Origin of the sequence: Peptoniphilus sp. BV3C26 (genome assembly GCF_000478985.1) — a bacterium.
In the GTDB taxonomy this organism is placed as follows: Bacteria; Bacillota; Clostridia; order Tissierellales; family Peptoniphilaceae; genus Peptoniphilus_B; species Peptoniphilus_B koenoeneniae.
This window is the reverse complement of record NZ_AWXB01000015.1, coordinates 42,791-68,439: the sequence shown is the minus strand read 5'-3', so window position 1 is coordinate 68,439 and position 25,649 is coordinate 42,791. Positions and strand designations below refer to the sequence as shown.

Genomic DNA, 25,649 nt, shown 5'->3' with positions numbered 1-25,649 from the left:
CTTATAGTAAAAATAAGTCGTATTTTTTATTTAAATTAAATTCTAAAAGAATATGTGGGCGAAAATCACTACTACCGGTAAAGTTATTAAAGTTCTTTCCAAGAAAATAATAAATAAATCCGGCAAGTTTACAGGTAAGTTTGATCCTAAGATTACTGCACCTGTTTCAGACATATAGATAAGTTGAGTAACTGAAGTTGCTCCAACTATAAATTTTGTCATTTCGCTTGTTATTCCTTCTTGAGCTAAAATTGAAGGAACAACCATGTCGGCAAAACCTACTACCATTGTTTTACTTGCTTCAACAGCTTCCGGAACTTTTAATAAATTTAAAATTGGCAAGAAAGGCATGCCTAAATATGTGAAAATAGGTGTTGCTTCTGAAAGTACAAGAGCAAGAGTTCCTGCTGCCATTATAATAGGAGTAACTCCTATCCATAAGCTTAAAACAGTTTCAAAACCGCTCTTTAAAAAGTTTTTAATGTCTAAGTTTTTTTCAGCTTTGTTAACTGCCAGTTGAAGGGCCCATTGTCCTCTTGTATAACCTTCCGGTATGGCTTCTTCGTTTTTATTTTCCGGTTCTCTAAGTCTTGTATCTTTTTTTAATGATAGGGGTGGAATTCTGGGAGCTAAGAAAGCTGCAACTATTCCAGCAACTCCTACTGTTAAATAAAATTTTCCAAAATAATCAACCATTCCTATGTTTTCAAGAACAACTAAACAGAAAGTAATTGAAACTGCGGAGAATGTCGTAGCAATAACTGAAGCTTCTTTTTCAGTATAATTTCCCTCTTCATATTGTTTATTTGTAAGAGCAACTCCTATTGTTCCGTCTCCAATCCAAGATGCAACACAGTCTACTGCTGCACGACCTGGAAGTTTAAAAACAGGTCTCATTACTTTTGAAAGGAAAATTCCTACATATTCAAGAAGGCCGAATTCAGTTAAAAATGGAAGGATAAATCCTGCAACAAGAAATATTGTAAGAAGTCCTCCTATAAGTTCAAATAAAATAAGTCCTCCCGTTCCATCAGACCAAATAATTTCAGGACCAACTTTTAAAATTGTCATATAACCTATAATGCAGCCTAAGATTCTTGCAAAGAGCCAAAAGGGTGTTATATTTGACAAATCTTTTAAAATTTTAACATTTTCTATAAAAGCAGGCTTAGCAATTTTATATATAATAGCCAAAAGGGTTGATACTGTTATGCAAAAAATTGCTATATAGTGAATGGGAATAACTGAATTTATTCCCGCATTAATAGCTTTTGAAATAACTGATACTGCAACGGTTGAACCACCTTCAGGGTTCTTAAAAGGTGTCATTAAAAGTAAAACACCTATGATGGAAGGAATTAAAAATTTTAAAACTCTTCCGAAACCTATTTTTTGATACTTCACTATTTTATTTTCTTTTGTTTCCATAAATTACCTCACATTTATTATTTTACATCTTGTCTATAAAGAGGCATTGACATACATCTTGGGCCCCCTCTTCCTCTGGAAAGTTCCCCTGATTTTAAAATATGAAGTTTTGCTCCATACTTAGTCAATTCTTCATTTGTAATAGTATTTCTGTCATAAACAATGGCCTCTCTTGGTGCTATGGCAAGAGTGTTATATCCATCACTCCATTGTTCCCTAATAGCATCAAGCATGGTGCCAGTGCCTTCTCTAATAAGATGCACTTCATCTATATTTAAATATTTTTTAAGAACTTCTTCAATAATTGAAGACTCTTGTCTTGTTACAATTTTTCCATCTTCAATCTTCATGGAATAAACGCAAAGAGTTTCATCAACTTCAGGATGAAGAGTGAAAAGATCCTTATCAACCATAGTAAATACCGTATCAAGGTGCATAAAAGCATGAGAATGAGGAATTGTAAAAGCAAGAACAGTTTCATAGCCTGAATTTCCCTTTAAAAGATTTTCAGCTAAAAGTTCTGCTGCCCAAGGTTTAGTCCTTTGAGAAACTCCAACTCCCAAAACCTTATCTGAAAGAACGCAGATATCTCCGCCTTCAATTGAAGGTAAAAGATCCCTATTGTACCAAAATTTCATTCCTGAATCTTTAAACATTTGATGGTGGTTAAAAATATATTTTCCGAATAAAGTTTCTCTTCTTCTTGTGTTTGACCACATGTGATTTAAACTTACTCCGTTTCCTATAAAAGAAAAAGGATCTCTTGTGAAATATAGGTTGGGCATAGGTTTAATAACAAAACAGCCATCAGTGCCTATCATTTCTGATAAGGTACCCTTTGTATATTTAGGCATTTCAGTTTTTCTTACCCCTTCCATCATTTTCAAAACCAAGTCTTCATTATTTAGTTCAGAAAACATATCTTCCACATAATTTCTTTCTTTTTGAAGCATGATGTCAGCTTCATCTAAATATTCTTTTATAAAATTTTTTCTTATTTCATCACTTGTAAGTGCTTCTGCAGCTAATTTTTCAAGGTAATAAACTTTTGTACCTGTCTTTCTTAAAATTTCGGCAAAGTTGTCATGTTCTTCCTGTGCTGCATCTAAAAATGGGATTTCATCAAATAGAAGTTCCTCCATAATTGAAGGGGTTACATTTAATAATTCCCTACCAGGCCGGTGTAAAATTACGGCATCTAATTTTCCTATTTCCGAACCTACATGAATTGGATTTTTTGTCATAAATTTCCTCCTTTTTTTCCAAATCGATATAAAATTAACAAGCTAACGTTTTCATTTTAAAGGGTTTTTAATTACCTGTCAATGTTAAATTTTTAAAAATTTTTGTTTTAAAATTTATTTCAATTTTTTTAAGTTATATTTTATTTTAAATAATCGTCAATCCTTGCCTTAACCTTTACATCCTCTAGGGACCGGTTTACCAGTCCGCCTGTCTTTTGTGAGGAAAAAAAATTCAACATTTTTTATAAAATATTTTTTATGCTCTATGCAAAGCATTTTTGTTTTATTTTTTAATTAATTTTTTTTCTATAATTTTTCTTCTTCATTTTTTATTTTATTTCGTTCGGCTTCGCCGCCGGACCAATGAATTGGTCCCTACATTCGATTGCGAAGATTTACTCTTATGAATCATCTTCGCATAAATAAACCTTACACTTATGCCTAGGTTTTTGTGGGCTTTAGGGACCGGTTTACCGGTCCGCCTGTCTTTTGTGTGGGAGAAAAAATTCAACATTTTTTTATAAAATATTTTTTTATGCTCTATGTGAAGCATTTTTGTTTTATTTTTTAATTAATTTTTTTCTATAATTTTTCTTCTTCATTTTTTATTTTATTTCATTCGGCTTCGCCGCCGGACCAATGAATTGGTCCCTACATTCGATTGCAAAGATTTACTCTTATGAATCATCTTCGCATAAATAAACCTTACACTTATGCCTATGCTTTTGTGGGCTCTAGGGACCGGTTTACCGGTCCGCCTGTCTTTTGTGAGGAAAAAAATAAATATTTGATTTAAAATTAATTTTAAATTTACATTTTTTCTACATTTATTCTTTTCTGTTTTTTATTTTACAAAAAAAATAGACAATTTCTTGTCTATTAATCGCAGGCTATCATTGAAAATAATTCTATGCCTTTTTCTATATTTTCATCTAAAAATTCATATTTTTCACTGTGGAGGGGATGATTTTCTCCATTTCCTAAAAAGAAAAAACATCCGGGAATTTTTTTCTCATACCAGCCGAAGTCTTCTGATGATCTTATGGGTTCTTTTAAAATGTTAAGTTTGATTTTATTTTTTTCAAATATTTTTTTGATTCTTTCTACTTCTTCTCTTGAGTTTGTTGTGTCTGGAAAGAGGTCTGAAAATTCGTATTCAAATTTTAATTTATACATATCTCCATATTTTTCTGCAAGGCCCAAAATTTTTTCTTTTAATTTTTCAAGATCTTCTAATTTTGCCCCTCTTATTGTTAGTGAAATTTCTCCTTTTGAGGGTGATACTCCGAAGGCTCCTTTATTTCCAATTTCCACGTTTACTATTGTTGCTATTGCCATTGATGAAAATTCTATATTTTGCCATGTGTGCTTTTCGTAGCCTTTAAATTTTGAAATTTCTTCTAGGTCTTCTATTAGTTTTCCTATGGCGAAGGAGGGGTTTATTCCCTTTTCTGGTTCTGATGCGTGGGATTGCTTGCCGGTATAGGTGATTGTAAGTCCCATTGATGCACACATTGCTGTTCCGTAGCAGGTGTGGGGTTTCCCAAATTCCATTCCTGGCCAGTTGTGAAGTCCATATATTCTTTTTATTTTCATTTCGTCTAAAAATTCTGAAACGTATTTTGCTCCTTTTCCATTTTCTTCTGCGTGTTGAAATAAAAAGACTATATTTTTCCCTATTTTTACTTTTTCAAGGGATATTAAAAGTCCACATAGTATTGCTGAGTGTCCGTCATGACCGCATCCATGAAATGCACTTCCGTCTTCTCTTTTTATTGCATCAAAGTCTGCTCTAAATCCTATGGTTTCAAGATTTTCTCCTTCTTCGTGAAGGGCATAAAAAAAGCTTCCTTTATCCACTATTTTACAAGTTGAATTTTCTTTTACAAAGTTTATAAGTTTATTTTTTGTCCATGTTTCGTGTTCTGAAATCTCTGGATGCTCATGAAGTTCATGCCTTAGTTGTTTTACTTTTTCTATTTTATTTTTGTCTATTTTCATTATCCCTGTTCCTTTCTGAAAAAATTATAGCTTTTAATAAAAATAAATCAAGTTTTTATTTTTTCGCAAAAAAAAATGCCGCTTTTGCGGCACTTTTTTAATAATTTTAATTTTGCATAAAGCTTCCTATAAATGTGAATAATGCTCCAAGTCCTGCTATTATTATTACAGGTGTTGATCCTGCACTTCCTTCAAAGTTAAATAGTTTTTGTCCAAGACTCATAGCTGAAATGAATCCTCCGAAAAGTCCTATTACTATTGCAAGACACATGATGATTGCTCCTGTTCTTGCTAAAGCTCCTCCTTTTGGAAGTTCTTCTTCAGGCATAATATCTGTCCAAAGTAAATCCCATTTTTTTACTCTTGGGTAAAGGGCCATCATAATCGGAATTCCTAATACTATTGCAGGGATTGTATTGTTTGCTGTTATAATTGCTCCAAGGGCTGCGAATGGAACCATCTTCAAAAATTCAAGTCCAAATCCTATTATAAGTGCACATGCTGCTGATCCTAAAAATCCTGCAAGGGCAAATGTTCCGATTTTTTTACCTGAATTTAGTTTGGGTTCGTCGTCTTTTTTAATAAGTCCAATATTTTGCCATACTTTGTATGGTACATATGCAAACATAAAGTTCCCAACAAATCCGAATAGTGATCCAAGTCCAAGAGTTCCGCCAAGGTCACCAATTAAATTTCCAATTGCTGAACCCCAAGCTCCTGCGGGTCCGAATAAAATTCCGAATACTACCGGAAGAGCTGATGCAGGTCTTACTTCTGTTATTCCTGGAATTAAAGGAATTGCTTTAAAGGGAATAAGAAGAGCTGCATATAGAGCGGCGCTCAGTGCTACAAGCACTACCATCTTTGTGTGTTTCCACATTGTGAATACTTCTTTCAAGATAAACCTCCTAAAATTAAATATATCTTTTAACCTTTAAAAAGATTAGAAGCAAAAGAGTTGCGATAAGTAATACAATGATTACCCAATCTACAGTTTTCATTTTTACTTCAATGTATGAAGTTTTTTTATCTGCATAGCCAAAGCCTTTTGATTCTAACGCCATTGAAAATACATTTGTGTTTCTTATTACTGAAACAAAGGCGGGAATCATAAGGGGCATATATTTTTTTACTTTTGATATTATTGAACCGGAATCAAGGTCAAGCCCTCTACTTTTTTGAGCTTGTATTATTGTTTCCGTTGTTCCAAGAACCATGGGTATAAGTCTTATAGCTGTGGAAAAAGCAAAGGCTCCTCTATAAGGAAGACCTATTTTTACAAGGCCTGCTGAAATTTCTTCAATTTTTGTTGTTGAAAGAAAATTCATTCCAGCTATTATCATTATAATTATTTTAACACCTTTATTGGCACCAAAAATAAGTCCTTCTAAGGTTATAAAACCTATAAGTTTTGTAGGTCCTCTATGACCTATTGCCCAAAAGACCAAACTCATCATCATAAGCATAAATAATACAAAGCTTATCTTTTTTAGGTTTGGATAAGATTTTGAAATTATTGAATGTAATATAGTTAAAGCTGCAAGTACAATATACACAGTCCAAGAATCTGTCATTACAGCAAAGACAAAGGTGAAAAGCATTATAAAAAGTTTTGACCTGGGATCAAGCCTGTGGAAGAAAGTGTCTTCATCACGGTATATCATATCCATTTATTTTGCCTCCGTTATACTTTTCATTTCATCTATTGATAGAACTGTTTTTCCAAGTTTGTTGGACATGGAAACTATATGAGGATTTTTTAAGTATACTTTTTCAAGTTTTTCTTCTTTCTTAAATATATCTCTCGTTCTACCCATCATTACAACATCGCCGTTTTCAATTACACAAACTCTATGAGCATATTCTGCAACAACCCACATTGTATGGGTGATCATTATTATTGTGTGTCCTTCTTCGTTTAATTTTTTTATAAGCTCCATCATTTGCTTTTGACCCTTGTAGTCAAGTCCTGTTGTAGGTTCGTCTAAAATTAAAACATCAGGTCTTGAAGACAATATTGAAGCTACGGCAATTCTTTGTCGCATACCTTTTGTAAGAGTGAAGGGGTCTTCTTTTTCATAGCCTGACATGTCTACTGCAGCTAAAGATTCTTCTACTCTCTTTTTTATTTCTTCATCACTTAGTCCCCTTATTTTTGGAGAGAAAGCAACTTCATCATATACTGTATCTGAAAAGATTTGGTGGTCTGGATTTTGGAAGGTGTAACCTACAATTTTCCCAATTTCAAAAATTGAAGATTTTTTTGTATCAATTCCCTTTACAATTACATTTCCTTCAGTTGGGGACAAAAGTCCGTTGAAATGTTTTACAAGGGTTGTTTTTCCCGATCCGTTGTGACCTAAGACCGCAAGAAATTCTCCCTTTTTAACTTCTAAGTTAATATTGTTAAGAGCTTTTTTGCCGTTTGGATAAGTAAAAGAAAGATCTTTAACTTCTATTAGGGTTTCCCCGTAAGAATCTTCTATTTTCTTATCTTTTTCTAAAAGCTTTTGATATTTTTCTTCGTTAATTTTAAACTTTTTAAGAAATTCTTCTTTTCCTTCTTCAGGAGTAATGGGTAAAGTTTCATCTCCCATTTCTTTAAAGAATTTCGGAACGTGAAGAGATTGAAGACCAAGTTCATCCATAGTTTCAACATCAGCTAAAACTTCTCTGGGTTTTCCCTCTTTAACAATCTTGCCTTCGTTCATAAGAACAAGTCTGTCAGCTCTTAAAGCTTCTTCAGTTTCATGTTCAATTACAACTAAGGTCATTTCTCCTTCATCGTGAAGAGCTCTTGCGATGTTAAAAATTCCCATTTTTCCATAGGGGTCCAGGTCCGTAGTTGGCTCATCCATGCAAATTAATTGAGGTTCACTTGAAAGAACACTTCCTATAGCAAGCCTTTGCTTTTGTCCTCCTGAAAGAGTTGCAGGTTGTCTTTCATCAAAACCTACAAGATCTACAACGTCTAAAACTTTATCGATTCTTCTGTCCATGTCTTGCCTTGGAACAAGAAAGTTTTCAGGTCCAAAAGCTACTTCAAGCCTTATATTTGTACAAAAAAGTTGAGATTCGAAATCTTGAAATACAAGCCCAACTTCTCTTGCCATTGTGGAGACGGATTCCTTTCTGGGATCCTTGTCAAAAACACTAAGTTCTCCACTGCAAGTTCCTTTAATAAAATTTGGTATAAGGCCATTTAAAGAATTTGCAAAAGTTGATTTTCCGGCACCTGACGGCCCCATAATTACAACAAATTCACCCTTGTTAACATCAAGGTTAAAATCCTTTAGAGCATACTTTTCGCTGTCCTTATATTTAAAAGCTAAATTTTTTGCACTTATAGCTTTTTCAATAGACTTAGTCATCTATGCACCTCTCTTAATAATTCTATATAAATTATATCAAAGAAATTTTACTTATGGTGATTTTTGTCAATTAAAATTAAAAAAATCCACATATAAAATATAAACTAGCTATTTTCTTGAAAGCTTTAAAATTTTTTAGTACCATTAGCTTAAAAGGAGGTTTTTTATTTTGTTTGAACTCTATACAAAAAATGACGAGGATTTCTATATTGCCGAAAATCTATTTGAAGGAGAAAATCTAAAAGAATATTTGCTCTATGACAGAATAGGAAATTTTGCAGGCAAACTTTTAATAAAAAATTCTCAAATAGATTCTTTAATAGAAGAAAGCCCCTATTTAAATCTTATAAATTTTTTTAAAGAGAAAAATCTTAAATTAAAAAGTTTTAACGAATATAATTTTGATTTGCAAAGCTACTACAGAAGTTTTGAAGAATTAATTATAGATTCCATAAAAAATAATAAAACTATAACAATAGCAACGGAAGAAAATGATTTGGAAACCGGAATTCCTTCAGGCCTTTTGGAAAATTATCTGACTCTTATAAAAATAGATGAAAACGACGGACTTTTTTTAGGCATAGTAAAAAGAGATATAAATAAAATCCTCTATATAGAACATGACTCTCCCATGGATTATTTTTTAGGAGACTACTTTCACGAAAAAAATTATTTAAAATAAAAAAGCACGTTTTTTGCGTGCTTTAATTCTTAAAAATCTACCATCTTAATAATATTTTCAGACTTATTAAATTTATAACTTAAAATTTTCTCCCCAAAGGGAGTAATTTTTTTGTCCTCTATTAAAAATAAATTTTCAAATAAAATTTCAAATTCTCTTTCTCCTTTAAAGGTTTTAAATTTTTCTATATCAAAAAGATATTTATTTAACTTATTAAGTTTTCTCTTGCCGATAAAATCAGACAAAAATTCATTTTCAAAAAGAGAGGTCAAAAAAATACTTAAAATGTGGGCATTTTCTAAGGATTCTAAATAATCCATTAGATTTGTAAAAATGAGTTGGCCATCATTTGCTCTTTTATAGATATTTCTAAAAAATAAAGAATAAAAAATAAAATCAAAAGTTAAATTTAAATCTTCACAAATATCTTCTTCCATTTCAAAAACATCTTCCCCTATTTCCTCTATTAAATACTTTTTATTTGAAGGAAGAAGACTAGTCTTATTTTTTGAGAAATAAAAAGTTTCCTCACTAAAGCCCCAATTCATCCTGTCTAAAATATCCTTAATAAAAATATCTTCTTCCATTTTAAGATAAACATCAGACCTTCTTATAGTCTCTAAAATTTCTTGGTCCAAATAAAGTCCCCTTTTGGAAGAATTGCATTTATTTTTTAAAAGAAAAATATTTCTTTCAATGTCCTTTAAAACTTCATCTTTAAAATCAAAAAGCCCTATAAATTCAGTAAAGAATTTTAAAAATAAAATTAGCTCCCTTTCTGAATAAAAAACTCCCAAAGCAATTAACTCTTCCATATAAGCTATAAAATTCTTAAAATTTTTATTTTTATCCAAAAAATTTTTTAAAATATTTACAAAAATCGGCCTTAAAAATTTCCATGTCTTTGCTTTGTCAAAGGCCAGATCATATTTTTCCTTTTCCTCTTCAGCAATATCCATATAAAAATTCATAAGAGTCTTTTTGTCTAAGCTTAAAGACCTATCTATACTTCCATAGATGTATAAAAATTTTTCTTTTAAATACTTTATCCTTTCATTTTCAGAAAGACCTGCCATTTCTTCAATAGTTAAGTTGAAAATATTGTAAAAATTTTCAATATCTACATAGGGTAAAATTTTCCCCAAGTCAAAAAGATAATAAGAATCGTAAATTTTTACAAAACGACCAAGGATACCAAAGTCATTTTTTTCAAAATATTTAGGATCAATATAATCCGTATAAAGATTAAATTTTTCCAAAGTAAACATATCCATTCCATTTATTAAAAAATAATCATTTTCTTTTCTTATATAATTTACGAAAAGAATGGAAGTGTAGCTTAAGTCTATAAGAGCTTTTAATATAAATTTTTCAAACCTTTGGCCCTGATACTCCAAAAGTTTTTTAGAATCTTTTCTATCAAAAATATGGGAATAAAATTCAAAGAAGAAGTCTTTTTTTTCCTCCAGACCCTCATACAAATTTATATCTTTATCTATTATTTTTTCTATATTAAGTTTTTGTTTTTTTAATTCATCTAAAATGGTCTTTTTATTTTCCAATTAAACTTTAAAGCTCCTCTTAAATAAATTTATATTTTACTAAATATATTATATCAAAAAGAAAAAAATATAAATTTATGTTTAGGAAAAGTAAAAATTTTATAAAATTTAATTAAGATTTCAACAATAAAAATTTAGGGAAAAGCAGTTTTCCACAGACTTATCAACATTATCCACAGTCTTCTATTAACATTGATGTTTCTTTATAAATAAAAAAACATACAAAATTTTAGAATCTTGTATGTTTTTAATTTATAATTATTTATTTTTATCTTTTATAAATTTTTATATGCCTTATGCTAAGTTTGTTTCTATGAGGCCATAATCTCCGTCTTTTCTTTTATATAAAACTTCTACATTTGATGTTTCTTCGTTTAAAAATACAAAGAAATTATGATTTAAAAGTTCCATTTGAAGAATTGCTTCTTCTTCATGCATAGGCCTTAAATCAAAGGATTTTCTACGCACAATTTTTTCCTTTGGTTCTTCTTTAGGTTCTTCAAAATTTTCAAATCTTATAGTTTTATTGTCTTGATTTCTCTTTTTTATTTTAGTCTTATATTTTCTTATTTGTCTTTCAAGGACATCAATTGCCTTATCTATTGATGCATACATATCATCCGTTTCTTCTTCAGCTCTTAAGGTTGATCCTTTTAAAAATACTGTTGCTTCAACTTTTTGATTTGTTTTAATATGAGAGAAAACCGCTCTTACATTTACATCGTCTGAAAAATATTTTTCAAGTTTTGAAAATTTTTTTTCTGCTTGATTTTTTAGAGCATCTGTTACAGTTAAATTTTTGCCTATTAATTCAAGTTTCATAACGTGCCTCCTTATTCTTTTGTATATATTTACCCTAAATATTATTTTTAACTCATAAGGTATTTTATATTTTTTGATATAATAGATTTAAATTAATTATTAAAGGGTGGCTTATGGATATTAAGGCAAATAAAAATACATATTTTCTTTTACTTTTTTGGGCTTTTGTCCAAATTATTTTAAATATTTTTACCTTTCAGGCTATTTTTGTCCGTAGCCTTCATGTTATGTTTTTAATTTTTTTCGGAGGCCTTTACTTTAAAAAATTAAAGTTTTTCACCCTTCCTTTAACAATTTTTACCTTTTCTTATATTTTTTTAAATTATAATAAAATTGCCTTAAGGGGGGGATATCTCTATAAAATCGACTATATTTTTGCTTTTTTTGCAATTTTTCTTGTCCTTATTGTTTCTTTTAAGATCAATAAAACTTTTACTCTTTTAAGTTTAATTTTTTTATCTTATCTTTTTTGGGGTAGGTTTATTTCTGGTCCCCTTGCTCACAATGGATTTTCTTTAAGAAGGGTTCTTTCTCATTTTGTCTGGGGAACTGAAGGAATTTTCGGACTTGGCGCAGGAGTAAGCTCAAGTTATATTTTTCTTTTTATGCTTTTTGGAAGTTTTTTAAAATTTTCAGGCTTTATAGATTTTATAAGCGATCTTTCTCTTTGCCTTGTGGGAAAAAGCTACGGTTCTTATGCAAAAGTAAGTGTCATTGCATCGGCTCTTATGGGCATGGTTAACGGAAGTGCTCTTGCCAATGTTGCTACTACAGGAAGTCTCACCATACCTCTTATGAAAAAACAAAAATATTCTTCTGAATATGCAGCTGCTGTTGAAGCTGCATCTTCAACAGGAGGTCAATTTGCTCCTCCTATTATGGGAGCTGTTGCCTTTGTAATGGCGGAATTTTTAAATATATCTTATTTAAGGGTGGTTAAGGCTGCAGTTATTCCTGCCTTTTTATATTATTTGGGGATTTTTACTTCAGTTCATTATGAAGCAAAAAAATTAAATTTAAAAAGTTCGGCTTTTTCTTATAATTTTTTAGATTTATTAAAAGAAAGGGGCCATTTGTTAATCCCAATTTTTATTTTAATTGCCGGTCTTTTTTATTTTCCTCTGGAATTTTGTGTAATTATTTCAATTTTTTCCCTTATTGGAGTTTGTGCTTTTAAAAAATCCACAAGAATGTCTTTTAAAAATATTTTAGATGCTCTTGTTGATGGAGCTGTAAATTCAATTGCTGTTGGAATATCTTGTGTTTTAATAGGACTTATTATAGGAAGTGTATCTCTTAGCGGCCTGGGTCTTAATTTTGGAAATATGATTTTAAATTTAAATTCCCATTCTCTAATTTTCGCCTGGTTTTTAGTTGCAATAATGAGTTTAATTTTAGGCATGGGTGTGCCAGGAGTTGCAGCTTATGTAATAGTTGTTTCCGTTGCAGTTCCTGTTTTAATTAAGCTTGGAGCTCAACCTATAGGGGCCCATCTTTTTTGTTTAATTTATGCCTGCCTTTCAAATATTACTCCCCCTGTGGCAGTTTCAAGTTATCTTGCTTCTTCTATAGCAGAGTCTGATATGGTAAAGACTTCTTTAATAGCTTTAAAACTTGCTTTTAGTGGATTTATTTTTCCTTTTTTCTTTTTAATAAATCCAAAATTAATAGGCCTTGAAAGTCCCAAATTTTTAGAAATAATATTTTTAATTGTTTTTTCTTCCATTGGTGTCTTTGCAATTTCTTTAGGCCTTACAGGCTTTTTCAAAAAAAATCTTTCAAAAACAAAAAGATTTCTCTTTCTAGTTTTAGGACTTCTTATAATGTATCCGGAAAAATACACTTCCATTTTTTCTCTTATAGGTCTGATTTTTTTACTTATAGGAGAAATGAATTTTAAGGTAAAAAATAAATTTCCAATATTTTTTATTTTAATGTTTTTTTTAACAGGATGTACAAGTCCAAAGTATAGGATTGATATACCTACAGCCTCAACTACAGGGGCCCTATACCCTCTTGGAGCATCCCTAGCAAATGTTTTAAATAGGGATAAGGATTTTCGTGCTAACATTCAAGCTTCAGGTGGAGGCATAGATAATTTAAACATTTTATACAATAGGGATGCCAATCTTTCCATGGCTGTTAATTCCATTGTTTCTCAAAGTTATGAGGGCAAGGGAATTTTTAAAGGCAGGGAAAATAAAAAGCTTAGAATTATTGCAAGCCTATATTTAAATCCCAACCAAATTCTTGTGAGAAAGGATTTAAAAATAAAATCCTTAAAAGATTTAAAAGGCAGCCATTTTTCTGTGGGAAACCCTGGCTCAACAACAGAACTTGAAGCAAAAGCACATTTTGAAGCCCTGGGCATGGATATAAATAAAGATATCTTTCCTGAAAGAGTAAGTCCTTCAGAAGCCATTTCTCTTTTAAAGAGCAAAAAAATTTCTGGAGTTTGGATTATGGCAGGAGCTCCCAGTGCTTCAGTAACGGAAATACTTTTAACCGCCAATTGCGAAATTTTAAACTTAGATCCTGATTTTATAGAAAAATTAAATGTAAATAACAAGGGCTATGAAAATTACACAATTAAAAAATCCGTGTATAATAACAATAAAGATATAAATACTTCCGCAAGTCCCATGGTTATTTTTACAAGTTCAGATATGAGCGAAGAATGTGCTTACAAAATTACAAAGGCTTTTTGGGAAAATTTAGAAGAACTTAAAGCTTCTAATAAAGTTTTAAAAAATGTGGAAATTAAAAATGCCCTCAGGGGAATAGGTAAGGTTCCCCTCCATCCCGGAGCTAAAAAATATTATCTTGAAAGAGGAATAAAATGATACAAAACGATACTTTTATTAAAGAGATAAACGACCTTATTAATATGTGTTTGGGCGTTTTTTTCTCAGGAAAAACTTATAAGGACAATGAAAATAGTAAAAATAATAAAATTTATAGAGAACTTCAAAATTTAATCTCCGACGGAAGGATTAATGAAGGAGAAAATTTTTATTACGATAACATTGACCCTGATGATACTGAATATCTTCAAATAGGTTTAAGTTTTTATAGGGCTTTAAATGATTTGGACGACAAATTTTTACATGAAAATAATTTTTCAAGAAAAGAAATTAAAATCGGCCTCGAAGATCTTTTAGATGCCTACAATATAAATTTTATAGGTGAAAAATGAGCAGATTTTTAAGAGAATTTTTTAGACCTGTTACCCTTGAAGGACAGATGATAGATTCTTTAAGGGACACTTTAAATGTAATTTCAGAGGATCATTTAAATATAATTTTAAAAAGCCAGGGTCTTAATGAAGATGTGAAAAGAAATGACCTTTGTGAATTTTTACCTCAAGCTTTTGAAAAAGATCTTAAAAGTTTGGATGGAAATTTAATAAAGGCCTTTAATGACATTTATAGGGGCATAATTGACTACACAAAAGATGAAACTTATATAATCCTGAAAAAATTTACTGATAAGGGGTATATATTTATATACACAAACAATGACGGCAAATATTTTAACTATAGAATTCCTGATGAAATTTGTCAGGTTTTTGAAAAATTACTTAGACTTTAGGAGGAAATATGAAAAAATTATCCGTTCTACTTTTATCCCTGCTCTTAATTTTAAGTGCTTGCGGTAAGGGAAAAGAAAATCAAAATAATAAGGGATCTGAGAACAATAAAACTCAGGTTACAAATACTGAAAACTCTAAAAAAACTCAAACATCTTCTTCAGAGGGTGGCTTTGAAAATGTAAATTTTGATTCAAATATGACTCGTGAAGAATGTATTGAAGCGGCAAATAATGTTAATGCTTTTTTACTTGAACACGACGAGGACATAGTGGATCCTGTAAGTGTTAAATCTTGGAAGATTAATAATGACAATGGAATTATAACAAGTGAGTCTGATATTGATGGAAAGGTAACAAAAGTTGTCTATGAAAATAAGGACAATAAACTTGATTTAATTTCAATTTATGTGGGAGATAAGGAAATTTTTAAAAAATAAAAGCGAGTAAAATCGCTTTTTATTTTTAAGGAGTATTTTATGAAAAATGTTCTTATTACAGGAGGAGCTAAGGGTATAGGCAGGGCTATAGCTGAAAAACTTTCCGGGGACTGCAATTTAATTATAAATTACAATAAAAGCAAAGAAGCTGCTGAATTTTTAAAGAAAAATCTCAAGGGAAATGTTGAAATTTTTAAGGCTGATATTTCAAATAAAGATGAAATAGACAAAATGATTTCTTTTATAGAAAAAAATTATAAAAAAATTGATGTTTTAATTAATAATGCTGCCATTCCCTCTTATAAAATGGTCCAAGACCTTACCTATGAAGAATATAGAAAAGTTTTTGATACTAATGTCTTTGGAACTATTTATCTTACAAAAAAAATTGTCCCCATGATGCTTCATGAGGGTGGGGGAAACATTTTAAATATTTCTTCCGTTTGGGGAATTGTGGGTGCTTCTTGTGAATCTCTTTATTCAGCATCAAAGGGAGCTATAAATGCTTTTACCAAAAGCCTTGCTTGGGAACTTGCTTATTCAAATATAAAAGTCAATGCCCTTGCACCAGGTCCTGTTAAAACTGAAATGGTTAATCTTTTAAGTCAAAAGGACCTTGAGGAGGTAAAAAACGAAATTCCCTTTGGACGTTTTGCAGATCCCTCTGAAATTGCAAATCTTGCAGCTTTTTTAATTTCTGATGAAAATTCTTTTATGACAGGACAAATTATTTCACCTAACGGTGGAATGACTATTTACTAAAATTTATTATATTTTATAGGAGGTTTTATGGAAAAAATTTTACTTTATGGTTTTGAAAATTACGAAAAAAAAGATGACTTATATTCTATTTTAAAGGAAAACAACATTAATCTTGTGGAAGCAGGAAAAGATGAACTTTGCCAAAGTATAGGATATATTTTGGGTTTAGATGGTTTTAAAAAAAATGAAAATGAGGAAGAAAAGGAATTTAATTCAAAGACAAATTTTATGATGTTTTGTGATTTCACTGAAAAAAGACTTTATGAAATTATAGGAGATTTAAAAGAAAAGGACATTTATATTCCCCACAAGGCTGTTTTAACAGAAACCAACAAGAGCTGGACTCTTTTTTATATGATAAATCACATTGAAGAAGAACACAGGCTTGTTATGAAGTATCAAAATCTTTGTAAGTGCATAAAAAAAGCTCAGGAAATTAAAAATCCCAAGCTTAATGTTTATATTGAAGAAGCTGAAAAGCTTCGTGTTGATAAAAATCTTACTGAAGAAAAATTAGATGAGATGCTGGAAAAATTTATGAAATTATTTTAAACTAAGGCTCTTCAATTTCTTGGGCTTCCAAGATTTTGTAGGGCTTTTTTTCAAAAAATTCATAGCATATATCATAACTTCTTTTATCGTCTTCATTTAAAACTTCATGCCTTAAATCTTTTACAAGAACCATATCCGTATCTTTCCATGACCTCTTCCTATAATCTTCCAAAACTTTTTTAACTCCATATCCACCTAAACCTAAAGGATCATCTCCGCCGGAAATAAAAAGACAGGGAGTATCTTTAAATTTGCTTCTCTTAGACTCTAGACTGGCCATTTTAAAGAGAATTCCACCTAAGGTGATATATCCATTGGCTGTAAAATCAAAACCGCTTAGAGGGTCTGCTATGAAGTCTTTTACATTTCTTGCACTTTTACTTATCCAATCAAATTTTCCGCCTACAATTTTTTTTGCAAGTCTTCCTGTTGTAACATAGCCTAAAATTTTTGCCCTATATCTTTGGCCTTTAAATCTTGCAATTAATTTTGCTAAACGTATAAGAGATTTACCTTGAAACTTTGTAAAATGACCTGTTCCCATTATAATGGCCCTATCAACTTTATATTTATGAATATAAATTCTCGCTAAAAAAGAACCCATGGAATGACCCAATATGTAATGAGGCACCTTATAATTTTGTGTCATCTCATTAACTTTTTTAATATCTTGAATTAAATATTGAACTGTATCTCCTTCTCCAAAATATCCCAAATCTTCCTTTGATTCAACACTTAAACCATGGCCCAAATGATCATGACCTATGACCAAATAGCCTTTTTTATTTAAGAATTTTGCAAAATCATCATATCTTGCAATGTGTTCACTCATACCGTGAACAATTTGAACAACAGCAAGAGGATTTTCAACTTCCCACACAATATAGTGAATATTATTTTTTCCGTTTGCTGATTTAAAATAACCTTCCATTTTTCTACCTGAAAATTTCCTTAAAATTCTTAAGTTCTCTTAAATTTGTAAAATCATAAATAAGAGGCGTTACAGTAACATAGCCGTCTTCAAGATAAGTCCTGTCAGTTTCTATATCATTTTGCGCATCTCTTCCCACTACCTCAATTTTTATTGTATCTCCCTTTACGGTCTTTTTAAATTTATCTGTAATGGAACCTCCAACACTTGCAACTTTTATTCCCTTTACCTTATTAATTTCAAGTTTGGGTGTATTTACATTAACAAGCTTTGCTTCCTTTAAATTTTTTATTTTTTCAAAAACTTCAAGACCGTAGTAAACTGCCGTTTGAAAATTACAGTTGCCGTGTTTATATTGAGCACTTAATGCCAAAGAAGGAATGCCCAATATGTTTGCTTCAACAGCAGCTGAAACTGTTCCTGAATATAAAATATCCATACCAGAATTAAGACCTAAGTTGCAACCGCTAAATACAAAATCAAAATTGTGGCCCTTAACTTCTATGGCAGCTCTCACACAATCTGCAGGAGTGCCTGAAACTGAATAAGCTTCAAAATCTTCAATTTCAACTTTTTTTACATAAAGAGGCTCCAAAATTGTAATTGAATGGCTCTTTGCCGAATTTTCCTTATCCGGTGCAAATATAACCACCTCATGACCTCTTTTTCTTGTTTCTTTTGCAAAAGCAAGAATGCCCGGTGCAAAATATCCATCATCATTTGTTAAAAGTATCCTCATCTTTTCTCCATTCGTAAACATTTGAAGGAAGGTATCTGGGTGCAGCCTCTAAGAAATAATCTCTTCCCTCTTGTAAATTTTTTCCAAGCAACAAATCTTTCACTGTTTTCTTTGCCCTTTCAGGCGTATTATTTTCAAGACTTAAATGAGCAAGAAGGATTTTTTCCTTTTTTCTCCTTAAAAGCTTACTTAAAACTTTCCCTGCATTTTCATTGGAAAGATGCCCCTCATTGGACATTATCCTCTGCTTTTGAGCCCAGGTATAAGTTCCTCCTATAAGCATATCCAAATCGTGATTTGCCTCAAGATAAAATAAATCACTTCCCTGAGCCTTTTCCATCATGCTTGCAGAAATCCAACCTGTATCGGTAATTATACAAATTTTTTCCTTACCACCGTGAATTATAAAACTTGTTCCGCCCAGGCAGTCGTGAAAAATTGGCATAGGCTCAATAAATAAATCTTTAAATTGAAAAGCCTTACCGTTGTTAAATTGAAAAGCATTTTCCAAACTTATTTTTTTCACAAAAGGACTCATGGCTTTAAAAGTATTTTCATTGGCAAAAACTTTTATGTTGTGTCTTCTTGAAATTACTCCTACACCCTTACAATGGTCCATGTGTTCATGAGTTACAAAGACTGCATCAATATCTTCAATATTTATATCTATTAAACTTAAAAGTTCTTTTATCCTCTTGCCGCTGTGACCTGCGTCTATTAAAATTTTTGTGTTCTTGTGTTCAATATATTGACAGTTTCCGTCGGAACCGCTGGATAGTGAACAAAATCTCATAGCTACCTCCGCAGCTATTATAACACAGTTTTATATAAAAAAATAAAGGAGGAAAAAGCTCTTTTATAAATATAAATTTTAAAACATATTTGTAAAAGTTCTTATATTTTTTTGTTTTATTTTATTCAGCTTCGCCGCCGGACCAATTGTAGATATTTGCAGCCAAATCAAAGATTTGGGCAAATAGTTGCATGAGACCTACCACGATTTTTTTCAAAAATCGGGTTAGGGCTTCAAATTGGTCCCTACATTCTCTTGCATGGGTTTAATTTTGTGAAATCTCTTCGCATAAATTAACCCCACATTTCTGTGTGGATTCAAAATTATAATAAATTTGTGTGGGATTTTGTGGGCTGTAGGGACCGGTTTACCGGTCCGCGTGTCTTTTGTGAGAGAACAAAATAAATATTTGATTTAAAATTTATTTTAAATTTGTTTATAAATATTTTTTTATGCTTCACATAGAGCATTTTGTTTTATATTTTTTCAATAAATCTTTTTTCTACATTTTTTCTTTTTCATTTTCTTATTTTGTTTTAATAAATTCGGCTTACGCCGCCGGACCAATTGCAGATATTTGCAGCCAAATCAAAGATTTGGGCAAATAGTTGCATGAGACCTACCACGATTTTTGTGAAAATCGGGTTAGGGCTTCAAATTGGTCCCTACATTCTCTTGCATGAGTTTAATTTTATGAAATCTCTTCGCACAAATTTACCCCACATTCACGTGTGTATTCCATGTTTGGATAAAATTACAATAAATTTATGCGTGGGATTTTGTGGGCTGTAGGGACCGGTTTACCGGTCCGCGTGTCTTTTGTGGGAGAAAAAACATTGCATTTTTTATAAAAATTTTTTTATGCTCTACGTAGAGCATTTTTGTTTTAATTTTCAACTTACATTTTTTTATTTTGTTTAATTCGCCTTCGCCGTCGGACCAATTTATTGGTCTCATACGTTGGGTTTATATTTTTTCCATTAAAAAAATCCATTGATATTTTTTCAATGGATTTATTTTTTAATAATTTTCAACTATTAAATCTTCTCCGTCGTCAAATTCTATTCTCCAAGATGGAATTGCACGTCCTTGAAGTACTTTTGTTATGTCGTCTATATAACCTTGTTCTTCTGGATCAAAGTAATAACAAGCTTCTATTTTTGTTATTTTCTTGTCCGATATGTCTTTTTCCAAAATGGATAAAAGGGCTTTTGATGCGGATTCCATATATATTTTTCTTCCGCTTTCATCAATTACGTTGAGCCAGAGTCTGTCAAGTTTCCTTACTCCGTTTTTGTCCATTTGAAAGTTTGTATAGGAAGTTTCAAGAAGTTTGTTGTCATAGAGTTTTCTGTATTCTACTATAAATTGATCTTCTTCTTTTTCCATTTTTGTAATTATCATGTCCGTGTTACTTAAACCGTGTTTTACTAAAAAATCCTTGCTTGCCTTTACTGCGTCTTCTAAGTTTTCAATTGTATAGCCTTGACCCTTTTGTCTTTCGTACAAAATTCTTCTTGAATTTATTAAAATAAAGGAAGAGTCTTTAAAGTCTATTCTTCCATTACCCCTTGTTGTTGTGCTTACAATTCCCAGATCATTAAAAAACAGGCTATTCATTTTGTCTAAGTCGTAGGTTTCAAATTCAACGTTTAAACTTTTCATATTTAATTTATATTTTGGGATTTTTGTTTCAAGGCTTATGTCTTTTGTTTTTAAAAGCTCACTTACTTTATTTATAAATTCACCACTTGAGGTCTTGTCTTTATAATTTTCATATCTGTATAAAATCAAGGCGAATAATATTAAATTTGTTATAAGCAAAATTAAAAGCATAATTTTTTTTAGCTCTTTGCCAATCCATTTTTCACCTCAATAAATTTTTCCGCCTCATAAGAATAATAGTAGGATTTATTTTTATAACTGATTTTAAGGCCTGCTTTCAAATTTTTTTCATTTAAATCTAAATATACAAGACTTACTCCCCCTATGTTTTTTAAGGCTCCTTCTATGCCTTCAGAAAATATTTGAGGGTTTTCGAGAATTATGTCCTCCAATTTTTTCGTTCTTATAGGCATTTTTATAACGCCTTCTCCTTCTTCGCTTCTTCTGTAAATTTCTTGATATTCTGTAATTTGTTTTGATGAAATTTTTAAGTTTATATAGTCTTTTTTGTCTTCAGTAAAAATTAAGGGAATTCCATCTTCTCTAAATTCAAAGTTTAAATTAAAGTCGTCATTATTTTGAATGTTGTAACCGCTAAAATAAAAACCGTCAGTTTTTCCAGTCTTTGATCCTATAAAATTACAGGCAAGTATTAAATTTTCATATTTTTGGCTATCTTCTTTTTTTACCTGATCGGTATTTTTATAAGCTATAAGTCCTCTGTCCAAAATTTTTAAAAAACTCGGCCCATAGACATAGGTATTTCCTTCCTGGTCTTTTATTTCCTTGATGTAGTCAATGTCCTTTGATAAAAATTTCATAGCCATGTTGGCCTTTTGTAAATTGTTCAGTTTAGATACTTCGTTTACATAGGATATATCTCTAAGATAGATAATTTTATCTTTTGGAAGATATATGTTTTTATTTATTCCGTAAAGTTCTTTAAAGTTTAGTACGTCTAAGTAATCACTTTTCGCCAGTTCAGTTAGCCTATCTTTTACAAAGTCTTCTTCTTCATATTTTAATTTATAATTTTTATCCGCCGAGTGTAAAATTACATCTCCATCTTGGGAAAAATAGATTTCACTGAAATTGCCCTTTATTATATCCCTATTTTTTCTTTCATAGTCCATGACATTTATAAAAATACGCCCGTCCATAACTTGGGAAAATCTATATACTATTGAGGGTTTTTCCTGCAGGGCCATATATTCTTCCATACTTATTTCTTCAGTTTCATCAAGGCCTGTTTGGCTTAATATTTTTCCTATTTTATCCAAGTCTTCTTTCCAGTAGTTACTGATTTTAAAAATAAGACCGTGGTTTTTTGGTGAAAAGTTTGCAAGTATATATCTTGGGGTAAAAATTTTTTTAATAATGTCTTGGGTATTAAATTCTTCTATTTTTTCTCTCTTTTTTAAAATCCCCGGAGATATCCATAAAAATAGTCCCTGGAAGATTAAAAGAAAGGATAAAAAAATTATTGCTAAATTTGACAAAATTTTTTTCATAAGACACCTGCAAAGTTTAAAGTAACTTTTGTTCCCTCATTTAAAACTGATTCTATTTTTATTGAGCCGCCCATGGATTCAATAATTTCCTTAGCTATGGAAAGACCAAGTCCCGTTCCTCCCATTGCCCTTGAACGTGATTTTTCAACTCTGTAAAATCTGTCAAAAATTCTGTTTAAATCTTCTTTTGCAATTCCCACTCCGTTGTCTTTTACTTCTATTGTTACATTTGCTCCAAGACTTCTTGCTTTTACTTCTATCTTGCCCATATCTTCTGTATAATTAATGGCATTTGCCAAAATGTTTCTGAAAACTTGGTCTGCTCCATGTCTATCCACAAACATTTTATTTATATCTTTAGGAATGTCCAAAGTTAATTTTTGTCTTTTTTTATTTAATAAAACTTCAAGAGATTCAGCATTTTCACTTATAAAATCATAAGTATTTAAAGCTTCATACTTCCAATTCGTTTGCTTGTAATCCATGTTGGAAAGTTGTAAAAGATCAGACACAAGCCTTGCCATTCTTTGGTTTTCTTTTTCAATAACTTTTAAAAAGTTTTTTCTTCCCTTTTCATCAAGGTCAACCTCTAAAAGGGTTTCCGTATAGGACATTATTGTTGTAATAGGAGTTTTTAATTCGTGGGATACATTGGCAACAAATTCCCTTCTCATTAAATCAAGTTTGTGTTCTTTTGTTATGTCTTGAAGAACTACTATTATTCCTGAATTTAAACCTTCACTTTTATAGGGGGCAAATTTCACCTTATAAAAATTATTGTTAAGATCCAAATTTTTTTCTCCCCTAAGGCTTTTATAGTCCGAGTAATTAAGTTTATCTATGTTTACTCTTATTAAATCTATGGGACTTCCTATAGACTTGTCGTTTAAGTTTAGAATTCTCTTGGCTATAGGGTTTGCATGAATTAAAATTCCATTTCTGTTAACGGCAATTACTCCTTCAGCCATATAATCAAAAATTGTATTTAGTTTTGACTTTTCAATGTTCATTTTGTCAATGGTAAGATTTAATTCATCTGTAAGATAATTAAAAGTGTTACCTAATTTTCCAATTTCATCATCACTTTTAACTTCTACCCTTTGATTAAAATCTCCCTTCGCCATTTCCTTTGCCTTTAAAGTTAAATCTTTTATAGGTCTTGTTATGGATCCTGCCAGTATGTAGGCTAAAACCAAGGTTATTACAAGGGCAAAAATTATGGCACTTGTTAAGATATTTTTTGCATAATTTAAAACATTATATACGCTTTGCAAGTCGCAAACTTCATAAATTAAACCCTTCACTTCTCCATCGTCGCTTATAATGGGTTTTAAGAGATGTTTTGTGTTTTCAGATGTATTTTTATTTTCTACAAGGCTTTCAGCTTTTTTCCCTTGAAGGGCCTGTAAAATTAAATCCGGCTCTAAATTTTTATAAGTTAGGGCATTTTGCCTGTTGTTTAAAAAATAATCCCTTGCATTGGTGTTTGAGGAAATAATAATGGGTTCTTTTTCAGATGTTATTACATAAATACTTTCATTTGAAGAAAGGCGCCAATTATTTATAAGTTCGTCAATCTTGTTTTTATTTTTATATAGGTCTTCATTAAAAACATTAAAAGAAGAGCTAATGAGTGAATTTACATTAGCCTCCATGTTTTTCGAAATATTTCCTATTTGTTCAGTTTCAAGTCTATTTACTATAAATGAGCTTACAATTGAAAGTACAATAAGCTCAAGAACCAAGTATATAGTTATAAGTCGCCATTTGACGCTTTGAAACATTTTAACCTCCAAAATAATAACCTACTCCTCGTATGGTTATTATGTATTTAAATTCTTTGTTTTTATCTTCTATTTTTTCACGAAGCCTACGAACTGTAACATCAACTGTACGAATGTCTCCGTAATATTCATAGCCCCACACTTTTTCAAGAAGCTCTTCTCTTGAAAAAACCTGTCCCTTATTTAAGGCTAAAAATTTTAAAAGTTCATACTCACGTAGGGTAAGTTCTACAACTTTTCCACGTTTTTTTACTTCATATTTTGCAAGATCTATTCTTAAATCATTTTCTTCAATAATTTCATTTTCTTCCTTAACTTGAGATTTATCTTCAGCTTCAAAGTCTCGCCTTCTTAAATTTGCTTTGACTCTTGCAATAAGTTCACGCATGGAAAAAGGTTTAACTACATAATCATCAGCTCCCAGTTCAAGACCAAGAATTTTATCAACTTCGTCTTCTTTTGCAGTGAGCATTATAACTGGAATGTTATTTGTCTTTCTGATTTCCCTTAAAGTTGAAAAACCGTCAAGTTTTGGCATCATAACATCTAAAATAATAAGACCAAAATCATTATTTTCTAAAATTTTAAGACACTCTTCTCCATCATAAGCAACTTCAACTTCATATTTTTCTCTTTCCAAATTATATTTGACTATATTTGCTATTGCAGCTTCGTCATCACAGACTAAAATTTTATCGCTCATATAGACCTCCTCTTTCTATTATACCAAATCACAATATTTATAAAAGAATGATAATTTTTTAAAAGTTTTAAAAAAATAGGCGATAAAAATCGCCTTAATTTATATTTTTATTTTCTTTCCCATCTCAGATCTGGTCCGTAAAATTTTATTGGGAAAAATTTATCATAAACTCTTGAAAAAACTCTTTGAGAATATCTTTCTGAAAGTTCTTTAGGTTCTAAGTTTGTGGAAATTATAGTTTTTTTACCCTTTAACATTCTGGAATTTAAAATGTTAAAAATTTCAGATGCAAGCCAGGTGTTTGCAAATTCGCTTCCCAAATCATCTATTATTAAAAGTTGAGATTCAATAAGCATGGTAAATTTAAGCTCGTCAAAATCTTCATCTCTTCTAAATCTTCTTTTTTCAAGCATATCAAAAATTTCCCAAGCTGTTTGATAGACTACATTTATGCCAGAATCTAAAAGTTCTTTTGCTATAGAGTTTACTAAAAAAGTCTTGCCTTGACCTGTGGAGCCGTAAAAAAGTAAATTCATGTCGTTGGCCTTTTCAAAAGTTGAAATAAATCTCCAGGAAATATTTAAAATGTCTTCCATGTTTTGTCTGGGAGTTTTTTCTCCTTCAATATAGGTTTCGTTGGAAAAAATATTTATGTCAAAAGTTTCAAAGTTTTCTTTTTTTAGGGTGTAATCTAAGTTGCTCATTTTATAAAGTTCTTTTGCCATTTTTTGTTCCATGCAAAAACATCTTTTTCCATTTTCACTTATTCCCGTATCTTTACAATTTTTACAGGTGTAAATTTTATCTAAATAATTTACATCATAGCCATTTGCAAGTAAAAGTTGATCTCTTATATTTTTTAAATTTTTAAGTTCATCTTTGGAAATTTCTGTGTCTTTTCCCTTTAAACTTGCAAGAGAAGCCCTAATTCCTATTTGATTTATCTCTTGTTCAATAGACTGAAGCTCCGGGATTTTTTCATAAACTTCCCTTTTTCTTTCTTCTTCAATTTTTGTATTTTCATTTCTTATTTCTTCATATTCGTTAGAAATTTTTTGAAATATTTTCAAA

23 protein-coding genes are annotated in these 25,649 nt (G+C 30.7%); 7 read left to right on the top strand and 16 right to left on the bottom strand.

The window, feature by feature from the left end:
• Positions 1-42 precede the first annotated feature (42 nt).
• From HMPREF1253_RS01945 to HMPREF1253_RS01920, 6 genes are all read right to left on the bottom strand, one after another.
• The gene (locus HMPREF1253_RS01945) at positions 43-1,428 is read right to left on the bottom strand and encodes a YjiH family protein (RefSeq protein ID WP_023055032.1); all 1,386 of its coding nucleotides are present in this window, start codon (positions 1,426-1,428) and stop codon (positions 43-45) included.
• Between the two features lie 17 nt (positions 1,429-1,445).
• Positions 1,446-2,672, bottom strand: coding sequence for an arginine deiminase (locus HMPREF1253_RS01940; protein WP_023055020.1), 1,227 nt, complete (start codon positions 2,670-2,672; stop codon positions 1,446-1,448).
• Positions 2,673-3,551: 879 nt separating this feature from the next.
• Positions 3,552-4,673 (bottom strand): M20 family metallopeptidase, encoded by a 1,122-nt coding sequence (locus HMPREF1253_RS01935; RefSeq protein ID WP_023055059.1) that lies wholly within the window; start codon positions 4,671-4,673, stop codon positions 3,552-3,554.
• A 106-nt stretch (positions 4,674-4,779) separates the two neighbouring features.
• Positions 4,780-5,571, bottom strand: coding sequence for a QueT transporter family protein (locus HMPREF1253_RS01930; RefSeq protein WP_023055060.1), 792 nt, complete (start codon positions 5,569-5,571; stop codon positions 4,780-4,782).
• Positions 5,572-5,587: 16 nt separating this feature from the next.
• A complete protein-coding gene (locus tag HMPREF1253_RS01925; RefSeq protein WP_023055056.1) occupies positions 5,588-6,343 on the bottom strand; it encodes an energy-coupling factor transporter transmembrane protein EcfT in 756 nt (251 codons plus the stop codon).
• Positions 6,344-8,044 (bottom strand): ABC transporter ATP-binding protein, encoded by a 1,701-nt coding sequence (locus HMPREF1253_RS01920; RefSeq protein ID WP_023055030.1) that lies wholly within the window; start codon positions 8,042-8,044, stop codon positions 6,344-6,346.
• A gap of 169 nt (positions 8,045-8,213) precedes the next feature.
• Here HMPREF1253_RS01920 and HMPREF1253_RS01915 point away from each other — a divergent pair, with 169 nt between their 5' ends.
• On the top strand, positions 8,214-8,726 hold the full coding sequence (locus HMPREF1253_RS01915; RefSeq protein WP_023055049.1) for a hypothetical protein: 513 nt from the start codon (positions 8,214-8,216) through the stop codon (positions 8,724-8,726).
• A gap of 29 nt (positions 8,727-8,755) precedes the next feature.
• On the opposite strand, the gene HMPREF1253_RS01910 is transcribed toward HMPREF1253_RS01915, so the two are convergent.
• Complete coding sequence (locus HMPREF1253_RS01910; RefSeq protein WP_023055035.1) at positions 8,756-10,288, bottom strand: hypothetical protein; 1,533 nt, start codon at positions 10,286-10,288, stop codon at positions 8,756-8,758.
• 294 nt (positions 10,289-10,582) lie between these two features.
• Positions 10,583-11,110 carry a ribosome hibernation-promoting factor, HPF/YfiA family gene (hpf, locus tag HMPREF1253_RS01905; RefSeq protein WP_023055016.1) on the bottom strand — a complete coding sequence of 176 codons (528 nt, stop codon included), beginning with the start codon at positions 11,108-11,110 and terminating at the stop codon, positions 10,583-10,585.
• A 113-nt stretch (positions 11,111-11,223) separates the two neighbouring features.
• On the opposite strand from hpf, the gene HMPREF1253_RS10355 reads away from it, so the two are divergent.
• Genes HMPREF1253_RS10355 through HMPREF1253_RS01875 form a run of 6 tightly spaced genes read left to right on the top strand, consistent with a single transcriptional unit; the run spans position 11,224 to position 16,452 of the window.
• On the top strand, positions 11,224-13,953 hold the full coding sequence (locus HMPREF1253_RS10355; RefSeq protein ID WP_023055040.1) for a TRAP transporter fused permease subunit: 2,730 nt from the start codon (positions 11,224-11,226) through the stop codon (positions 13,951-13,953).
• The gene (locus HMPREF1253_RS09575) at positions 13,950-14,306 is read left to right on the top strand and encodes a DUF6483 family protein (protein WP_023055054.1); all 357 of its coding nucleotides are present in this window, start codon (positions 13,950-13,952) and stop codon (positions 14,304-14,306) included. Before HMPREF1253_RS10355 ends, HMPREF1253_RS09575 begins: the two co-directional genes overlap by 4 nt.
• Complete coding sequence (locus tag HMPREF1253_RS01890; protein WP_023055029.1) at positions 14,303-14,701, top strand: hypothetical protein; 399 nt, start codon at positions 14,303-14,305, stop codon at positions 14,699-14,701. Before HMPREF1253_RS09575 ends, HMPREF1253_RS01890 begins: the two co-directional genes overlap by 4 nt.
• 8 nt (positions 14,702-14,709) lie before the next feature.
• Positions 14,710-15,138, top strand: coding sequence for a lipoprotein (locus HMPREF1253_RS01885; protein ID WP_023055065.1), 429 nt, complete (start codon positions 14,710-14,712; stop codon positions 15,136-15,138).
• A 39-nt stretch (positions 15,139-15,177) separates the two neighbouring features.
• Positions 15,178-15,900, top strand: coding sequence for an elongation factor P 5-aminopentanone reductase (gene ymfI, locus HMPREF1253_RS01880; protein ID WP_023055023.1), 723 nt, complete (start codon positions 15,178-15,180; stop codon positions 15,898-15,900).
• 27 nt (positions 15,901-15,927) lie between these two features.
• A complete protein-coding gene (locus tag HMPREF1253_RS01875) occupies positions 15,928-16,452 on the top strand; it encodes a DUF3783 domain-containing protein (RefSeq protein WP_023055018.1) in 525 nt (174 codons plus the stop codon).
• Between the two features lies 1 nt (position 16,453).
• Here the strand turns inward: HMPREF1253_RS01875 and HMPREF1253_RS01870 are convergent, their stop codons facing one another.
• From HMPREF1253_RS01870 to HMPREF1253_RS01835, 8 genes are all read right to left on the bottom strand, one after another.
• A complete protein-coding gene (locus HMPREF1253_RS01870; RefSeq protein ID WP_023055074.1) occupies positions 16,454-17,383 on the bottom strand; it encodes an alpha/beta fold hydrolase in 930 nt (309 codons plus the stop codon).
• 4 nt (positions 17,384-17,387) lie between these two features.
• Positions 17,388-18,122 (bottom strand): 5'/3'-nucleotidase SurE, encoded by a 735-nt coding sequence (gene surE / locus HMPREF1253_RS01865; RefSeq protein WP_023055048.1) that lies wholly within the window; start codon positions 18,120-18,122, stop codon positions 17,388-17,390.
• Positions 18,100-18,915 (bottom strand): MBL fold metallo-hydrolase, encoded by an 816-nt coding sequence (locus tag HMPREF1253_RS01860; RefSeq protein ID WP_023055071.1) that lies wholly within the window; start codon positions 18,913-18,915, stop codon positions 18,100-18,102. The genes surE and HMPREF1253_RS01860 overlap by 23 nt, the downstream gene beginning before the upstream one ends.
• Before the next feature lie 1,020 nt (positions 18,916-19,935).
• Entirely contained in the window at positions 19,936-20,751 is an 816-nt protein-coding gene (locus HMPREF1253_RS01855; protein WP_023055070.1) for a hypothetical protein, read from the bottom strand.
• A gap of 8 nt (positions 20,752-20,759) precedes the next feature.
• Positions 20,760-22,091, bottom strand: coding sequence for a hypothetical protein (locus HMPREF1253_RS01850; RefSeq protein ID WP_023055033.1), 1,332 nt, complete (start codon positions 22,089-22,091; stop codon positions 20,760-20,762).
• Complete coding sequence (locus HMPREF1253_RS01845; protein ID WP_023055067.1) at positions 22,088-23,875, bottom strand: ATP-binding protein; 1,788 nt, start codon at positions 23,873-23,875, stop codon at positions 22,088-22,090. The genes HMPREF1253_RS01850 and HMPREF1253_RS01845 overlap by 4 nt, the downstream gene beginning before the upstream one ends.
• Position 23,876: 1 nt before the next feature.
• Positions 23,877-24,578: a response regulator gene (locus HMPREF1253_RS01840; RefSeq protein WP_023055079.1), complete on the bottom strand. Its 702-nt coding sequence runs from the start codon at positions 24,576-24,578 to the stop codon at positions 23,877-23,879.
• 107 nt (positions 24,579-24,685) lie between these two features.
• Complete coding sequence (locus HMPREF1253_RS01835) at positions 24,686-25,648, bottom strand: ATP-binding protein (protein ID WP_023055038.1); 963 nt, start codon at positions 25,646-25,648, stop codon at positions 24,686-24,688.
• Position 25,649: the final 1 nt, after the last annotated feature.

What these genes read in the sequence shown, in the direction of transcription:
- HMPREF1253_RS01945 (WP_023055032.1), bottom strand. Translation starts at nt 1,428, where the DNA reads ATGGAAACAAAAGAAAATAAAATAGTGAAGTATCAAAAAATAGGTTTC.
- HMPREF1253_RS01940 (WP_023055020.1), bottom strand. Translation starts at nt 2,672, where the DNA reads ATGACAAAAAATCCAATTCATGTAGGTTCGGAAATAGGAAAATTAGAT.
- HMPREF1253_RS01935 (WP_023055059.1), bottom strand. Translation starts at nt 4,673, where the DNA reads ATGAAAATAGACAAAAATAAAATAGAAAAAGTAAAACAACTAAGGCAT.
- HMPREF1253_RS01925 (WP_023055056.1), bottom strand. Translation starts at nt 6,343, where the DNA reads ATGGATATGATATACCGTGATGAAGACACTTTCTTCCACAGGCTTGAT.
- HMPREF1253_RS01920 (WP_023055030.1), bottom strand. Translation starts at nt 8,044, where the DNA reads ATGACTAAGTCTATTGAAAAAGCTATAAGTGCAAAAAATTTAGCTTTT.
- hpf (WP_023055016.1), bottom strand. Translation starts at nt 11,110, where the DNA reads ATGAAACTTGAATTAATAGGCAAAAATTTAACTGTAACAGATGCTCTA.
- HMPREF1253_RS10355 (WP_023055040.1), top strand. Translation starts at nt 11,224, where the DNA reads ATGGATATTAAGGCAAATAAAAATACATATTTTCTTTTACTTTTTTGG.
- HMPREF1253_RS09575 (WP_023055054.1), top strand. Translation starts at nt 13,950, where the DNA reads ATGATACAAAACGATACTTTTATTAAAGAGATAAACGACCTTATTAAT.
- HMPREF1253_RS01890 (WP_023055029.1), top strand. Translation starts at nt 14,303, where the DNA reads ATGAGCAGATTTTTAAGAGAATTTTTTAGACCTGTTACCCTTGAAGGA.
- HMPREF1253_RS01885 (WP_023055065.1), top strand. Translation starts at nt 14,710, where the DNA reads ATGAAAAAATTATCCGTTCTACTTTTATCCCTGCTCTTAATTTTAAGT.
- ymfI (WP_023055023.1), top strand. Translation starts at nt 15,178, where the DNA reads ATGAAAAATGTTCTTATTACAGGAGGAGCTAAGGGTATAGGCAGGGCT.
- HMPREF1253_RS01875 (WP_023055018.1), top strand. Translation starts at nt 15,928, where the DNA reads ATGGAAAAAATTTTACTTTATGGTTTTGAAAATTACGAAAAAAAAGAT.
- HMPREF1253_RS01870 (WP_023055074.1), bottom strand. Translation starts at nt 17,383, where the DNA reads ATGGAAGGTTATTTTAAATCAGCAAACGGAAAAAATAATATTCACTAT.
- surE (WP_023055048.1), bottom strand. Translation starts at nt 18,122, where the DNA reads ATGAGGATACTTTTAACAAATGATGATGGATATTTTGCACCGGGCATT.
- HMPREF1253_RS01860 (WP_023055071.1), bottom strand. Translation starts at nt 18,915, where the DNA reads ATGAGATTTTGTTCACTATCCAGCGGTTCCGACGGAAACTGTCAATAT.
- HMPREF1253_RS01855 (WP_023055070.1), bottom strand. Translation starts at nt 20,751, where the DNA reads ATGCTTTTAATTTTGCTTATAACAAATTTAATATTATTCGCCTTGATT.
- HMPREF1253_RS01850 (WP_023055033.1), bottom strand. Translation starts at nt 22,091, where the DNA reads ATGAAAAAAATTTTGTCAAATTTAGCAATAATTTTTTTATCCTTTCTT.
- HMPREF1253_RS01845 (WP_023055067.1), bottom strand. Translation starts at nt 23,875, where the DNA reads ATGTTTCAAAGCGTCAAATGGCGACTTATAACTATATACTTGGTTCTT.
- HMPREF1253_RS01840 (WP_023055079.1), bottom strand. Translation starts at nt 24,578, where the DNA reads ATGAGCGATAAAATTTTAGTCTGTGATGACGAAGCTGCAATAGCAAAT.